We start from the raw sequence: 14,927 nt of genomic DNA, 5'->3' as shown, positions 1-14,927 counted from the left end.
AATCGGGTTCGTCAATGGCCGAGGAAAAACTCTTTTTATAAACTTTTAGTCGAGATTCACATTTGCCTTCAGATTTTCAACCTTCTTGCTCTGCGGCTTCGGAAGGAATGCGCCTACCACGCATCCGATTACAGCCGGAAAAATCCAGCCCAGACCATCTGCCGCGAACGGCAGCTTTGCAGCCATGTCGGAGATTGCGCCCATCGGCAGGGTTCCCGCCAGGCTGGCCAGCAGGGATACATATGCACCCACGCATGCAGCCATATCGTTCTTTACCACCTTCTCCAGCAGCGTCATTACTACCAGAACGATCAACGGCGGATACAGGATGGACAGAATCGGTCCTGCCAGCGCGATGATGTTGCTCAGTCCGAAGTTGGAGAGAATATAGCTGAATACAATAACTGCGACAACGGTGTGCTTATACTGCATCTTTCCGTCGGTGAGATCCTTGAAGTAATCACCTACTACTGCGGAAAGTCCGATTGCGGTGGTCAAGCAAGCCATCAGTACGATGATGGTCAGCGCGATTACGCCATAGCTGCCCAGCAGTTTGTTGGTGATTGCCATCAGCAGCGGAGCCTGCTCCAAATTCTTATATTCTGCGATACCGGAAATGGTGGAACCCAGATAGGTCAGTCCGCCGTATACCAGAGCCAGTAAAGTTCCGGAAATCACTGCAGAACCGCTGACAGTCTGACGAATTTCATCCTTTGTGGTATATCCGTAAGCACATGCCGCAGTAATCATCATCAGTGTCTGCGGAACGCCGCCGATACCGTCCAATGTCTGGTATCCGTTTACGATACCGTCGTGCATCGGGGATGCGTTTGCCAAGATTGCGGCCTCGTCAATCGGATTCACGATACCGATCACGATCAGCAGTACCATTACTGCCAGCAGAATCGGTGTGAGATAGTTTCCGATAATATCTACTACTTTTGTCGGGCGGATTACCAGAAGCAGTGCGATTCCGTAGAAAATAGCACCGAATGCCCACTGCGGAAGTCCCGGAATCAGCAGCTTAACGCCCATTTCATAGGTGGTTGCTGCTGTACGCGGAATTGCGATCAGCGGTCCCAGGCAGATGATGATAGCGGTTACCATCGCTTTTCCCGGGATACGGCCCATTTTGCCCATAACGCCGTCAACGCCGCCCTTCTTGTTGGATACGGTTGCAATAATCGCTGCTACCGCCAGACCAACGTCCATCAGAAAGAAGCCGATGAATCCAACGAACCAGGAAGAACCGGTGTCTCTTCCCAGGAACGGCGGGAAAATCAGATTTCCGGCACCGAACTGTGTTGCAAACAGCGCCAGACCCATGATGATAATGGCGGAACGCTTGCTTCTTGTCTTACCATTCTGTTCCATAATTTCAATACCTCTCATACTTTTCATCCCCGCTTCTCCGGGGATGTACCTAAAGCACTCTTTCCTTACGGTACAGATGTTAACATATTCACAATTCCTTGAAAAACGAATTATTCCTATGGGTATAGCACTTTTTTTCATGTCGCCCGATGTTATGTGTTCGTTTTGTAAAAATATTCTTTCCGCTATTCCTATATTCTACCGATACCCTCCATTCCGCACGGTGGGCTATTCGTAGCGGTCCTCCGAATCTGCTTTTACCAGGTCGTAAATCAGTGGGTCTCGAATCAGATGCCGCCACACCGTAGTGGTGGCCTTCACAAAATCATCATTCAGCGGAAGGGTCTCTTCAATCAGCGGACAGGCGTACGGTACCTCCGTATCATCATAAATCATGATGAGCTCGCCCTCCTCCGTCAAATGGGGCAGCAGCGGAAAGGTCCGGCACTGAATGGGCCGCAGCGCTCTTTGGCAGTGAGGGGGATTCATGCAGTGCAAAAAGAACACCTTCCCCTTCCAGGATTCCGGGAATTCGAACTCTTCTGTGGATTCTTCCGTCCACCGATAGCCCTCGCCTTCCCGGCGGTGGATTTTGTCCTCCCCCGGCAGCAGGTAGATGCCCATTTCCATATCCGGCTCCGATTCCACCATACAACATGCGGCACCGCAAAGGGTGCCGCAGTCGTAATCCACCGGAGATACCCGGTCCAGTAACCGATATATTGCGCGATAGGTGCGCTTCCTAATTGTGGATTTAATCAATTCTATTATTCCTCATCCTCATCGTCGTCGTCAAAATCCAGCTGAGCGTCGAAGAAGCAAACAATGTCTTCCACCACTTCATCTTTCAGATCTTCGTAGTTGTGGATTTCGTGGCGGTAACCCGGATACAGTTTCGTCTCTACGGCATGTCCGCTTTCCGCCAGCCAGTTGGATACCTGATATACCCCTTCGCCATACTGTCCCACCGGATCCTGGTCGCCGGCAATATTGAAGATTGGGAGTTCGGTCGGAACATTTTTCGCCCAGTCCGCTCCGGTGATGGCGGTAATCATCTGACAGAAGTACAAGAAGGATCGATTGGTGGTCGGCTTTGTGAAGGCGTCAAATGGGTCGTGGGCGTGGTCGTACTGAACGCACGGATCCGAGCAGATCCACTCGTTGCCCAGCTTGATCTCTTCATCGCAGCGTCCGAACATCCAGCCCATCACCACATTCGGTGCCTCGGTGGCCGGATCCTCTCCGTGACCGGCTGCCACTTCTTTTTCCAGGAGATCGATTCCTTCTTCTACGTGCGGGAATACGCCGCTGGTGCCGCAAAGGGTTACGCCGGTAAGTTCATCGCCGTATTTGGTGATGTAATCTCGCGCGATGAAGGAACCCATACTGTGGCCGAACATGAAGTACGGAAGATTCGGATACATTTCCTTGACCAGGGTGGTGAGCGTGTGCTCGTCCTCCATCATGGTGCGGAAACCCTTGTCGCCCCAATCGCCCCAGGTGTCGTTCACCATGGCGGTTTTGCCGTGACCTACGTGATCATCGGCCGCGACGATATAGCCGGCCTCCATAAAATTCACGATCATATGGAAATATCTTCTGGAATGCTCTCCGAAGCCGTGCACCAGCTGAATGATTCCGCATGGCTCTGTTGCCGGAACGTAAATCCAGCCTTGCACATCATCTCTCTCATTAAAGGATTTAAAACTTACTTCATGTAACATCGTACACCTCCCGACACGGGGCTTTCACCCGGTCTGTTTTTTTATAGAGCAATCCGGACACGGCATCTTTCGATCGTGTCCGGATTAAAATCGATTAAAGCACAGATGTGCTGTCAGTTCTTATTTGTCGTATTCGTTCATCCACTTGATCAGCTCAACGCAGTAATCATCGTGTCTGTCTACGAATGTGGTGTGTCTTGCATTTTCCCAGAGAATCCACTTGGTGTGCTGGATTCCGTCTGCCATGGTCTTTGCAACCAGCGGGGAGCACAAATCGGAGATACCGCTCATGATCAGGGACGGTACTTCGATTTCAGGCAGTCTGTCGATATACTCGAAGTCTCTCAGTGTACCGGACGGTACGAATTCGTTCGGGCCCCATCCATACAGATATGCTTCGCCGCCGCTCTTCTTTGCTCTGGTGCAGCACTCCGGAAGATCTTCTCTCCAGTATGTGCAGTATCTGTCCATATAGTGATCTACTGCCTTCAGATAATCTTCGCCGGTGAAGTCTTCGGTTTCCAGTGCGTGGTTGATGGCTTTCTGATCTGCCTCATCCATCATCTTAATTCTTCTCATACCTTCCTTTGCCCACAGGCTGCTGCTTGGGTGACCGGAGGAGATGATGAAGGATTTTACGCCCTTTGCACCACGCTCAATTGCGTATGCAATCTGCATCATACCACCCCAAGACTGACCGATGATGTGGCACTTATCCAGACCCAGATGCTCTCTCAGAGCATCCAGCTCGTCCAGCCACAAATCCTGTGTCCACATTTCAGGATGTCCGTCCAGGTAAGAATTTCCGCAGCCAAGCTGGTCGTACATTACGATCATACGATCATCATCGTCTGCTACGTTGTCCAGTACTTCGAAGTAGTTGTGGGTGGATCCCGGACCACCGTGCAGGCAGATCAGCGGAGCCTTTCCGTTGTCCTTCTGCTCACCAACGATTCTGTAATACGTCTGATAACCTCTGAACGGCATGTAACCTTCTGTAATCTTTGCCATTTTTTTAACTCTCCTTTGTAAATAAAATGCCGCAGCCCGCAGACCGCGGCACCCTTATCATTTCCGTTTTATTCCCTCGGAAGTGTCTGCCGAGGCGAACTTTGTTTTATGAACAATTATTCTCCGTCCGGAACAACGATGATTTCATCCTTCGGATACTCGTTGAGCACTTCGCAGCCATCTTCGGTGATGTACAGGATGTCCTCGATTCTTACGCCGATGCCCTCGTCATAGAGATAGATTCCCGGCTCAACGGAGAAGCACTGTCCCGGTACGATGATTTCGTCATTAGCCAGGGATACGTCACCAACCTCGTGGTCTTCCAGACCGATGGAGTGACCTGTTCTGTGTGTGAAGTATTCACCAAAGCCCTGCTCGGTGATGTAATCTCTTGCAGCCTTATCTACGTCGCTCATCTTGTTGCCCGGCTTTGCTGCTGCAATACCTCTCTTGTTGGCTTCCAGAACGATGTTGTAAATCTGCTTCTGTCTCTCGCTTACTTCGCCGATGAATACGGTTCTGGTGATGTCGGAAGCATAACCCTTCCACATTCCGCCGATGTCCAGGACAACGGAGTCGCCGTGCTTACCCTTGCTGTTGTCGGTGATGTGGTGCGGATCTGCGCCGCCCTTACCGTATGCAGTGATCGGGTCGAAGGACATGCCGCTAAAACCAACTTCCTTGCACAGTTCTGCAGTCTTCTGGTTCAGCTCGATTTCAGTGAGGCCCTTTGCAACCCATGGAATCAGTTTATCCATAACCTGATCGATCTTCAGAGCGGATTCCTTCATGATCTTGTGCTCATCTTCACCCTTAACCTGTCTAACTTTATCAATTACGCATGCGTTGTTTACGAAGGAGCTGCCTGCGCCCAGTTCCTGAAGTCTCAGAACGAATCTTGCCGGCCAAGTCTTGTCGATACCCATTGTCTTCTCTTTGTCGACGAAACGGGACAGAATCTCTACGCCGTCCTCCACGTCATCGTAATAGGTAATCTCCACGCCAAGGTCTTCCACCTGTGGGAACAGCTTGTTCAGTACGAAGTGAACGGTACCGTCAACATTGATGTACAGCGCACCCATTCTTTCGCCGAAAACAAATGTCTTGTCCAGCAGGTAGTACAGTGCGTACTGGTCGGAAACGAGCATCTGAGGGATGTCTTTTTCCTTCATCTTGGCAATGGTTCTCTCCAAACGATCTTTTTTCAACATGATGTAATCCTCCATTTCTTAAATCTTTCCGGATTGTTCCGAAAACAACATCCACAAATTATTATAGCACGACCGCCGGCACTTTGATAGAGAATCTACAGTTATTATATACTTTCTTTTTACAAAATAATTATTTTCTAAATTCCAAGTGTCCGAGTGGTCCGGCGGTGCAGAGCTGCACCGGTCTCTCGTTCGCCGAGAGTGTTGGATTTCTAACTAGATGGCTCTGGTGTACTCCTTGAGCCATTCCTTCTCTTCGTCGGTGAGGAATGGGCTAACCTTCTCGTAGCAATCCTTGTGGTAATCGTTGAGCCATTCTCTCTCGGAGCGTGTCAGCTCTTCCGGATTGATGCCGTCCAGGTCGATCGGTACGAAGTTCAGTGTCTCGAAGTGCATGAACTGACCGTACTTGTTCTTCTCGCCCTTTACGGTGAGCAGGTTGTTCTCGATACGGATACCGAAGTCGCCTTCTTCGTAGATTCCCGGCTCATTGGTTATAACCATGCCTTCTTCGAACTGGTGATGCTCATTCTTGGACGGAACGATGTACCAGCGGAATCCGGTTGGCGGTTCGTGAATGCTGCCCAGATAACCGAATCCATGTCCGGTTCCGCACTGGAAGTCCTTGTTCAGATCCCAGATTGGCTGTCTTGCCAGTACATCCAGGGACCAGCCGTGGTTTCCGTACAGGAAGTTTGCCACGCTCAAGTGCTGCATTGCTCTGTATACTGCGGTGTAGTATTTCTTCAGCTCCGGTGTGATATGGCCCAGAACGGTGGTACGGGTGATATCGGTGGAACCTTCATAGTAGCCGCCGCCGGTATCGGTCAGCAGCATGCCGCCTTCTTTCAGCGGAACATCGGACTCCTCTGTCGGGGAGTAGTGCATCATTGCTGCGTGTGCACCAAATGCCTGCAGAGGTTCGAAGGAATCCCGAATGTATCCTTCCTGTTCAGCGCGGAGGGATGTCAGCTTGTCGGATGCGGACAACTCGGTGATCTCCATCTTGTCGTAGTTCTTTTTAATCCAGTACATGAACTTGGTGAGGGCAACGCTGTCCTTCAGCTCTGCTTTCCGGATGTTTGCGATTTCCACTTCGTTCTTCATGGCCTTCATCAGGATGGTTGGGTTGGCACCTTCTACCACCTTGCATGGCAGGCTCTTGTAAAGTGCGTAGTTCATCTTCATCGGGTCGATGAGAGCGACTTCGTCTTTACCAATCTTCTTGGCATCTTCGTAGATGTCGTTATATGGGTGAATCTGAATGTTGTTCTTCGCCAGTTCTTCACGGATTCTGTCGTTCAGTTTGCTCTCGTCGATGTACAGGTGTGCATCGTCTTTGCCAACGATTACATAATCCAGAACCAGTGGGAAGAAGTCAATATCGTCACCACGGAAGTTCAGCAACCAGGCATTGTCATCCAGAGATGCAATCAGGTGTACGGTAGCACCGCATTCTGCCATCTTTGCCCGAACTCTTGCCAGTTTGGATGCAACGTTCTCGCCGGTGTACTTGTCTTCCAGGAAGAAGCATGGCTTCTTGGACTGTTCCGGACGGTCGCTCCAAATCTGATCGATCAGATCTACTTCGTACTCGATGGTGATGTTCTTTGCTCCCAGAACTTCTTCGTATTCCTGACCTTCGCCCATGGAGAGCACACGGCCGTCGAAGGCAACCTTGCCGCCTTCCGGAATCTGTTCTGCCAGCCACTCGGTAGTGGATGGAGTGTCATCAACGAACATCTTCATCAGACGAACGCCGCTGCCTTCCAGTTCGCTCAGTGCCTGGGTGAAGTATCTTCCATCCGTCCACAGACCGGCATCGTTCTTTGCGATAACAGCTGTTCCATAGGATCCGCTGAAACCGGTAATGAACTGTCTGGCTTTGAAATGTTCGCCAACATACTCGCTCTGATGAAAATCTGCAGTCGGAACGACATATGCGTCGATGTTCTGCTCTGCCATCAGCTTGCGAAGCTGTTCAATGCGCTTTGCAACTTCTGTCATTTTGTTTCCCTCCTTAATAACACGCGGTAGAACTCCGGAGCATAGACCGTGTTCTATACCTAGTCAAAATTGTAACACTTTCAATAAATAATTCAACTGGTCCGGCTACTCAAAAAATTAATACTTCCCCCAGAATGCTCTTGATTTTTTTATGGATACAATTTTAATTTTCGGTTGAAATTGCCGGAAAGGGCTTATTTTTCACTTTTGCACCGGCTATTCCTACTAAATTTCGATTTGAACGGGGCGGCAGAACCGCCTGCCGGTAGGGGCCCTACGGGGAAGAGGTGAAGGCCCGCCGGGAAGAGGGGGACCTTCGGGAGAAGAGGGGCAGGCCCGCCGGGAAGAGGGGCCCTTCGGGGGAAGAGCACGCCCTGTTGGCGTGGCCCGACGGTGGGATAAGGGTTTGCCGGCGGAGGGGCGCCAACATGGACGGCCGGCAGGCGGGATTTGGGTCGGCCTGTTGGCGTGGCTCGGCGGTAGGATAAGGTTTTGCCGGCGGGGAGGCGCCAACATGGACGGCCGGTAGGCGGGATTTGGGCCGGCCTGTTGGCGTGACCCGGCGGTGGGATAAGGCTTTGCCGGCGGGGCGGCGCCAACATGGACGGCCGGCAGGCGGGATTTGGGCCGGCCCCCATACAATCAAAAACGGCTTGCAGGAGGAACTCTTCCTCTTGCAAGCCTACATCTCTAGCATTTCTAGTCTATCTTTTCCCTTTTTCACGAAACGTTACCCGGATTATTCCGCGAAATCGCAAGAATAGCGTTTCCCCTTCGCTCTGCTGGGCACCTACGGTCTCGTTGTTTGTATTTTTACAGAGCGTTTTTTTTACAAGATTATACGGTGCATCTTACGATGTACAGTCCATCCTGGTAGGTGTCCACGTAAATGTATCCGCGGTCGTCTACCAGAACATCTTCGGCGATGCCGATGTGCGGTCCCGGGAACAGCGTGCCGTCCTCGATGTCGAACCAAGTGCCTTCCGGATCCGGCGGCATGAAGTAAGCGATTTCCTTCGGAACGAAAGGATCCGATACGTCGTAGACGCGGAGGCCTGCCTGGAAGTGGCAGTTGTATACTCTGTCATCTCTCTGCTCCAAGCAATCCTGCGGTGCGGCATCGTACATGTTGTGCGGGCCGAATACCACGCGCTGGCCGTCAATGATGTTGAAGTTCTCGCCGTGGCACTTTTTGTATTCCTCCGGAACTTCCGGATACGGGAATACGGAAATCAGGGACGGGTTCTCCTTGTCACCGGTCTCGATCATTCCGATGATGTTCATCGGCTGGCTGGTGATTTTGTGGAACATGCCATCCTCACGGTTCGGATCGAAGTACCAAGGACGCTCACCCTCGGTAGTTACGATGGCGAACGGTCTGTCGCCCAAAGGCATTGCGGTGTGCACCGCTGCGCCGGACTGGCCGTTGGAGAACGGCGGGTTCAGCGGAACATTGCCCAGCAGTCTCGGGCGGGTTTTGTCCTTCACATCGATCATGCAGAATCCCACATTCGGGAACGCCGCATAGACGATGTCGTTTCTCTCGGTGATGGCGTGGCCGTTCGGCAGCTTCATGAACGGCTCGGTTCCGAATTCCGGAATATCCGATGCCTTCTTGTTGCCCAGGTACTGGCCGTCTGCCCACCAGCTGCCCACCTCAACCGGATGAGTCGGGTCCTCCAGGTCGATGATGCGCAGGATGTATCCCATATAATTTCTTTTACTTCCCATGATGTACGCATATCTGCCGCCATCGTAGTAACTCCGGTGCACGCCCGGACCGTCTTCACACTCGAACTGACCCAGGAACTTCGGATTCCATGGATCCTCGGTGATGTCGTAGATCTTGAAACCGCCCCAATATGGCTGCTCGTGTGTTCCGTGGAGCACCCGCATGGTTCCGCCGTAGCAAGCAATCAGCTTTCCGCCGGCCACCTGAATCTTCGCCAGGGACTGACCGTCATGAATCTCGCTGACCCAATCGCCCTCGACCCACTTGGACACCGGATTCTTCGGATCCGTCACTTCAATAATATTAAAACCATTATCCCGGAAGCACGCCGAATAGATAAAATATCTTCCATCTTCCGTGCGATGCATTCCCATCTGGAATCCCGGCTTCTTGTTCAGGTCATTGTAGCCGACAAATTCCATGTTCTTCAGCAGCATTTCGGTTCTTCTGCTCATGAATTTCCTCCTTATGATCGTTTTTTCTCCAATCTCTTCCACTAAAAAAAGGATATCTTCGATAACTCGATGATATCCTTTTTGTCATTCAATTGGAAATGCGATTTTTGAGGGGGAGGTTATGCAAAAAAAGCATTACCTCTCATCCCACACGTCCGACTCCCCGAACGGAACCGTTTGGCGCAGTTCTTCGGGGGCGTCTGCCGCCTGCGGCAGCGCGGTCACGCCTCCGGCTCCCCTTGGGGAACCCGCGCCCGGATGAATTCCCGAAAACGCTCCAATGCCGGATTGCCGCTGTCCTTCCGATGAATCATCTGAACCGGCACTTCCGGTTCCCCCTCCAACGGGATGGCCACCGTCTCCGGACCGGCGATGTCCTGCATGGAATTGTGGAGAATCATCACTCCGTAATTCATGTCCACTTCCAGCAGTGCGGTGGTCACGGAAGAAACGCTCTTGGCAATGTGGGGAGCAAATCCGTATTGCAGGCACAGTCCCATAGTCCGGTTGAACCCAAAACGAGACTGAGAAGCATCCACCACGATGAAACGTTCCGAGCGCAAGTCCTTCACGGAAACTTTTTCCTTCGATGCCAGCGGATTATTCCGGTTCATGAAAACGCAGTCGTGATCCCAGGAAATAACCGTTCCGTTCAGCTGTTCTCTGTATACCTCCGGAAAATGCACCAGAATTCCACAGTCCAGTTCCCCTTCCTGAATCTGATCGAAGGCGGCGGATTCACTGGTGTTTCTGAAATCGATTTCCACATCCGGGTTTTCCTCTGCAAACTGCCGAATCATTCGGCCGGTGTTCCCCGCCCGGATGCCGTCCTCCAGAATTCCGACGGTGAGCTTTTTCCTCTCCGCACTGAAGCGCTTGGCATCCTGCATCAGCTCGTTATATTCGTTCAGTATACGTTCGCAATGCCGAAGCACGTTCTGTCCGGCGGGAGTCAGTTTCGGATTCACCTTGTCCCGCTGAATCAGCTTAACGCCGATTTCTTTTTCCATGCTCTCAATCATTCGACTGAAGGCGGGCTGGGACATGTACATTTGCTTCGCCGTCTTGGAAAAATTCAGGGTTTTGGATAATTCCAGGAAACCTTTCATCTGTTTGATGTTCATATTCGCACCTATTTCTCTACCAGACCGTAGCCAAAAATATCCTTGCTCTTAATCGGATATCCGTTTCGCTTGCATATTCCTTTCCACTTCTTCTCATCCTTGCCCGTAAAACCGGAGTTTCCTTCGATGGTGTAGACCTTCCCTCGGAATACCGAGGCCACCAGTCCCACGTGATCCACGGAGTCGTCGTGTTCCCAGTCGAAGAAAATGATATCCCCGGCTTTCGGCGTGTACCCGTCTCCCTGCTCGTGGTACCGATCCCGATCTCGGAACCAATTCACCTGCTGCGGCACGTAGCAAGACATGGGCACCTTACCGTCATCAATCAAACCGTTCTGATCGGCGCACCAGGAAATAAAGCAGGCACACCAATCCACATGAGAATCAAACCCATACCACTGCCAAAACTTCTTTCCGCCGTAGTTTCCCAGCTGGGTGCGGGCGGTCTCCACCATAGGAACATCTCCGTCCAATACCGTTCCGCCGGCTTTCAGCAGATTGTTTACATACCGGCCGCCCAGAACCAGATTCATTCCTATAAGACAAAGGATGATTATCGTTAACGACCGCCTCCGGATTCGCTGCTGTTTTCTTTTCCGCTGTGCCTTGCGGGCGGCCCGAATCCGTCGCTCCGCGTAGCGGCGCATCACTTCATCATCGCCGCTTTCCAGGGCCTGCAGTTCTTCCGGCGTCAGCTGCACCTGCGGGCTTACAGTTTTCTTTTTCTTCCGTTTCTTCCTTATATTAAACATCTGTGTACCTTTTCTAATTCATCTTCGCGGCCATGCGATTGCCTATTTTTCGTCGGGGTGATTTCCGCCAACCGCCTCCCCTGCGTAACAACTTATTTTACCACTTTGAACACAAAATAATTGATATAAATGTGAAAAAAATCTGCGGCTCTGCCGAGCGGCCGGGCCGCCATCTTCCTTTTTTCAGGCCCGCGGTTCGCGCTCGAAAACCGAGTTCATTGGTTTTCCGGACTGGCGGGCGCGAACCCTGCCGGCGGCCGGGCCGCCATCGTCTTTTTTTCCGGCCCGCAGTTCGCGCTCCAAAACCGAGTTCATTGGCTTTGCGGGCAGGCGGGCGCGAACCCTTCCGGCGGCCGGGCCGCCATCGTCTTTTTTTCCGGCCCGCAGTTCGCGCTCGAAAACCGAGTTCATTGGTTTTGCGGACTGGCGGGCGCGAACCGAGCCGGCCGGACACAAATAAGAAGGGAGCTTGCGCCGGCGCAAGCTCCCCACATCTTAAAATTCCAATTAAATACCCCCACTCCATTACATGCTTCTGGATTTCCGGGTAGCGGCGGACACGCACTTGATGGTCGCCGCACGGAAGCCGTTATCTTCCAGCACTTCACATCCTTCAATGGTGGTTCCGGCCGGAGAAGTCACCATGTCTTTCAGCTGGCCCGGGTGCATCCCGGTATCCTTCAGGAGTTTTGCGGACCCCAGCACCGTTTGAATCGCCAGCTCGTAAGCCACATCCCGGGTCAAACCTTCTTTTACGCCGCCATCGGCCAGCGCCTCCACGAACATTGCCACGTATGCCGGGCCGCCGCCGGAAAGACCGCAGGCCGCATCCAGGTCATAGGTCTTTACCCAAGTAATGGTGCCGATGGACTCGAAGAGTTTTGTGGCAAAATCCCGCTCTGCATCCGTCAGGTCGTTTTCCTTGCTGCATGCGAACGCTCCTTCAAAAACAAGCGCCGGGGTATTCGGAAGCAGCCGCAGAATGCGGAATTCTTTTACCGCACAGGCATCCCGCAGACGCTCCACAGACACGCCCGGAAGGATGGACAGCATCGCCTTGTCTTGCAGTCCCTTGCCGGTCTGCGCCATGGTATCCAGCATCTGCTGTGGTTTTACCGCCAGCAGGGTCACGTCCGTGTTCGCCGTGACATCTTCATCGTCCTTCGCCACCTTCAGGCCGAACTCCGCCGCCGCTTTCCGCGCCGACTCCTTGATATCGTAGACCAGAACATCTTCCTTTGCCAGAACGCCGCTGGCCACCGCACCTTTCACGATGGCACCGCCCATGTTTCCGAATCCAATTACGCCAAATTTCATCTCAAGTACCTTCTTTCTCTTTCGTTCAATTTCTTAGAACCGTTCTCCCTCAAATTCCAAAATTCGATTGTATTCCGCCTGCCCGAAGATCTTCACGTAATCCTGCACCGCCTTCCGGATGATTTCATCGGCACTCTCCGGGAACGCCTTCTGTATTTCATCGGTGATGGTGTAGTAGATGTGTGCCGTGTGATAGTCGAAATCCCGCATGGCTGAAGTGCCCAATTCCTGTTTCTTCCGGTTCATTTTCGCCAGATCTTCCTCCGTCAGCGGCTGCCCCCAGTCGAACTCACAGCGCTTGCCGCCCCAGCTCATGGTCGGCACGTTGGGCGTACAGACGAAATCCTCGCAGAATCCCTCGTACACCGCCTTGTCCACATTCACGCAGTACTCCCGGCCGTACTCCAACAGGCCGTATTTGTTCCAGGCGTCACACCACGCGCATTTGCTGATGTAGCTCTTCAGGGTCGGTTCCGTCTCGTCGTATCCGAACTCCATCTGTCCCTCGTAATCCGGCTTCCACTCGCCGTAGGCCTGATTGGTCCACAGGGCAATCGGGTCCCCGTTGGCCTTCGCCCGAGCCGCCATCCGCGCGCCCCGCTCCCGGCCGTACCGAATCATACCTTTCTGAATGACCTCCCGGCCTTTCTCGCCTTCGGTCTCCACCGTGTATTTGCAAAGCAGCGCGAACACGATTGCTTGATTTTCAATTCTCAGCATTTGCCTACCTCCCTGGTTGCTTATTTGTACTCACTATACGCTTTTCTGTCCAAAATTTCAATATTTTGCAGAAATATTTATCCTATGTACCAAATTATATGCTTTTTCTTCCATTCCTCTGCCGCTTCCAGCAACACCTCCCGGCGGTTCTCCAGGTCCCCTTCCAGCACCCGGTCCAGGATTTCATCCAGTACCCGGCCCACTTCCGGTCCCCGGGGCACCCCCAGTTCCAACACATCCCGGCCGTCGATGGCTAGGTCCTTCCGCTTCAGCACCCCTTCTTTCTCCGCCACGGTCTGCACCAGCTCCCGAAACGCATCGATGGCCGCCGCACGCTCCTTTCGCACATGCTCCGCCTGGGACAGCACGTCCCCGCGCTCCAGATCGATCAGCCGCATCAGCTGCTCTTCCCCCAGCTGGTTCAGCCGCCGGCGGACGTACTTTTCCGTGCGGTTAAAAACATATCCGTGGGATGCCACCAGTTCCGTCACGTCTTTTACCGTTTTCCGGTCGTAGCGAAGCCTCTTTAGAATCGCCTCCGCCATCTCTGCGGACACCTGCTCGTGACCGTAGAAGTGTCCCCAGTTTTCTTTTACCACAAAACACCTCGGCTTCCCGATATCGTGGAACAGCGCCGCCAGGCGCAGCACCGGTTCCGGCGGCACATTGCCCACCACGTGGAGGATGTGCTCGTACACATCGTAGCAGTGGAACGGGTTCTGCTGGTTGAAATCGAAGGTCTCCCGAAGCTCCGGAATCACCTCGGCGAAAACATCCCGGTATTCCCGAAGCACCGGAAGGGGATTCGGCGCAGTCAGCGTTTTCTCTATTTCCACCCGAATGCGCTCCGGGGAAATCTGCCGAAGCAGGTGTTTCTTCTCGTGAATGGCACGGCCGGTGTTCGCCTCAATCTCGTATCCCAGCTGCGCCGCAAAACGCACGCCCCGCAGAATCCGTAGGGCATCCTCTTCGAAGCGCTGCACCGGATTGCCCACAGCACAGATCTGCCGCCGGGCGAAATCCTCTTCGTACCCCGGCACGCCCCGCAGGTTTCCATTCAGGTCCATGGCCACCGCATTGATCCGAAAATCCCGGCGCTCCAAATCCTGTTCCAGAGATCGGGTGAAGGTAACCGCATCCGGCCGCCGATGATCCGTATATTCCCCATCCACCCGGTAGGTGGTGACCTCGTAGGCTTTGTGATCCACAATCACCCCGATGGTTCCGTGCGCCTTTCCGATTTCCAGCGTCCCAAAATCCCGGAACACCGCTTCCGTCTCCTCCGGCAGCGCGTTCGTGGTAATGTCGTAATCCCCCGGCTGCCGCCCCAGAATCAGGTCCCGCACCGCGCCCCCCACCAGGTACGCTTCGTATCCCGACGCCTGAAGCCGCTCCATAATGAACCGGGCCGCCGCCGGAATTTGCTCCTTATAAGTCTTCAAATTCATCGTCCTTTAAGTCCTCACCGAAAAAATTCGTCCGATAACATTCGTCATATCG

12 protein-coding genes are annotated in these 14,927 nt (G+C 53.0%); all 12 read right to left on the bottom strand.

The genetic code is table 11. The features are described from left to right. Nucleotides 1–45: 45 nt before the first annotated feature. Nucleotides 46–1,401 carry a branched-chain amino acid transport system II carrier protein gene (brnQ, locus tag PUE40_RS04285; RefSeq protein WP_206157291.1) on the bottom strand — a complete coding sequence of 452 codons (1,356 nt, stop codon included), beginning with the start codon at nt 1,399–1,401 and terminating at the stop codon, nt 46–48. 201 nt (nt 1,402–1,602) lie between these two features. Further along, entirely contained in the window at nt 1,603–2,136 is a 534-nt protein-coding gene (locus PUE40_RS04280; protein WP_154553820.1) for a hypothetical protein, read from the bottom strand. A gap of 5 nt (nt 2,137–2,141) precedes the next feature. Next, nucleotides 2,142–3,098, bottom strand: coding sequence for an alpha/beta fold hydrolase (locus PUE40_RS04275; RefSeq protein WP_277672012.1), 957 nt, complete (start codon nt 3,096–3,098; stop codon nt 2,142–2,144). A gap of 120 nt (nt 3,099–3,218) precedes the next feature. Next, nucleotides 3,219–4,109: a proline iminopeptidase gene (pepI, locus tag PUE40_RS04270; protein ID WP_154553818.1), complete on the bottom strand. Its 891-nt coding sequence runs from the start codon at nt 4,107–4,109 to the stop codon at nt 3,219–3,221. Nucleotides 4,110–4,225: 116 nt separating this feature from the next. Continuing rightward, nucleotides 4,226–5,320, bottom strand: a complete 1,095-nt coding sequence (locus PUE40_RS04265; protein WP_330636976.1) for a M24 family metallopeptidase — start codon at nt 5,318–5,320, stop codon at nt 4,226–4,228. A 216-nt stretch (nt 5,321–5,536) separates the two neighbouring features. Next, nucleotides 5,537–7,327, bottom strand: coding sequence for an aminopeptidase P family N-terminal domain-containing protein (locus PUE40_RS04260; RefSeq protein WP_277672011.1), 1,791 nt, complete (start codon nt 7,325–7,327; stop codon nt 5,537–5,539). 837 nt (nt 7,328–8,164) lie between these two features. Then, nucleotides 8,165–9,514 carry an LVIVD repeat-containing protein gene (locus tag PUE40_RS04255; protein ID WP_154555029.1) on the bottom strand — a complete coding sequence of 450 codons (1,350 nt, stop codon included), beginning with the start codon at nt 9,512–9,514 and terminating at the stop codon, nt 8,165–8,167. A 221-nt stretch (nt 9,515–9,735) separates the two neighbouring features. Beyond that, complete coding sequence (locus tag PUE40_RS04250; RefSeq protein ID WP_277672010.1) at nt 9,736–10,638, bottom strand: LysR family transcriptional regulator; 903 nt, start codon at nt 10,636–10,638, stop codon at nt 9,736–9,738. 8 nt (nt 10,639–10,646) lie between these two features. Further along, nucleotides 10,647–11,390: a CHAP domain-containing protein gene (locus tag PUE40_RS04245; protein WP_154555027.1), complete on the bottom strand. Its 744-nt coding sequence runs from the start codon at nt 11,388–11,390 to the stop codon at nt 10,647–10,649. A 525-nt stretch (nt 11,391–11,915) separates the two neighbouring features. Beyond that, nucleotides 11,916–12,707 carry a pyrroline-5-carboxylate reductase gene (gene proC / locus PUE40_RS04240; protein WP_277672009.1) on the bottom strand — a complete coding sequence of 264 codons (792 nt, stop codon included), beginning with the start codon at nt 12,705–12,707 and terminating at the stop codon, nt 11,916–11,918. 33 nt (nt 12,708–12,740) lie between these two features. Beyond that, a complete protein-coding gene (locus PUE40_RS04235) occupies nt 12,741–13,427 on the bottom strand; it encodes an L-2-amino-thiazoline-4-carboxylic acid hydrolase (protein ID WP_277672008.1) in 687 nt (228 codons plus the stop codon). 77 nt (nt 13,428–13,504) lie between these two features. Continuing rightward, complete coding sequence (locus PUE40_RS04230) at nt 13,505–14,869, bottom strand: CCA tRNA nucleotidyltransferase (RefSeq protein ID WP_277672007.1); 1,365 nt, start codon at nt 14,867–14,869, stop codon at nt 13,505–13,507. Between the last annotated feature and the right edge of the window lie 58 nt (nt 14,870–14,927).

The organism is Mogibacterium kristiansenii, assembly GCF_029224645.1.
In the GTDB taxonomy this organism is placed as follows: Bacteria; Bacillota; Clostridia; order Peptostreptococcales; family Anaerovoracaceae; genus Mogibacterium_A; species Mogibacterium_A kristiansenii.
This window is presented reverse-complemented; position numbering and strand designations above follow the sequence as displayed.

Bases quoted from the DNA above. Each gene is read 5' to 3' on its own strand.
- PUE40_RS04265 (WP_330636976.1), bottom strand. From the start codon at position 5,320: ATGTTGAAAAAAGATCGTTTGGAGAGAACCATTGCCAAGATGAAGGAA.
- PUE40_RS04235 (WP_277672008.1), bottom strand. From the start codon at position 13,427: ATGCTGAGAATTGAAAATCAAGCAATCGTGTTCGCGCTGCTTTGCAAA.
- brnQ (WP_206157291.1), bottom strand. From the start codon at position 1,401: ATGAAAAGTATGAGAGGTATTGAAATTATGGAACAGAATGGTAAGACA.
- PUE40_RS04255 (WP_154555029.1), bottom strand. From the start codon at position 9,514: ATGAGCAGAAGAACCGAAATGCTGCTGAAGAACATGGAATTTGTCGGC.
- PUE40_RS04260 (WP_277672011.1), bottom strand. From the start codon at position 7,327: ATGACAGAAGTTGCAAAGCGCATTGAACAGCTTCGCAAGCTGATGGCA.
- PUE40_RS04275 (WP_277672012.1), bottom strand. From the start codon at position 3,098: ATGTTACATGAAGTAAGTTTTAAATCCTTTAATGAGAGAGATGATGTG.
- pepI (WP_154553818.1), bottom strand. From the start codon at position 4,109: ATGGCAAAGATTACAGAAGGTTACATGCCGTTCAGAGGTTATCAGACG.
- PUE40_RS04245 (WP_154555027.1), bottom strand. From the start codon at position 11,390: ATGTTTAATATAAGGAAGAAACGGAAGAAAAAGAAAACTGTAAGCCCG.
- PUE40_RS04250 (WP_277672010.1), bottom strand. From the start codon at position 10,638: ATGAACATCAAACAGATGAAAGGTTTCCTGGAATTATCCAAAACCCTG.
- proC (WP_277672009.1), bottom strand. From the start codon at position 12,707: ATGAAATTTGGCGTAATTGGATTCGGAAACATGGGCGGTGCCATCGTG.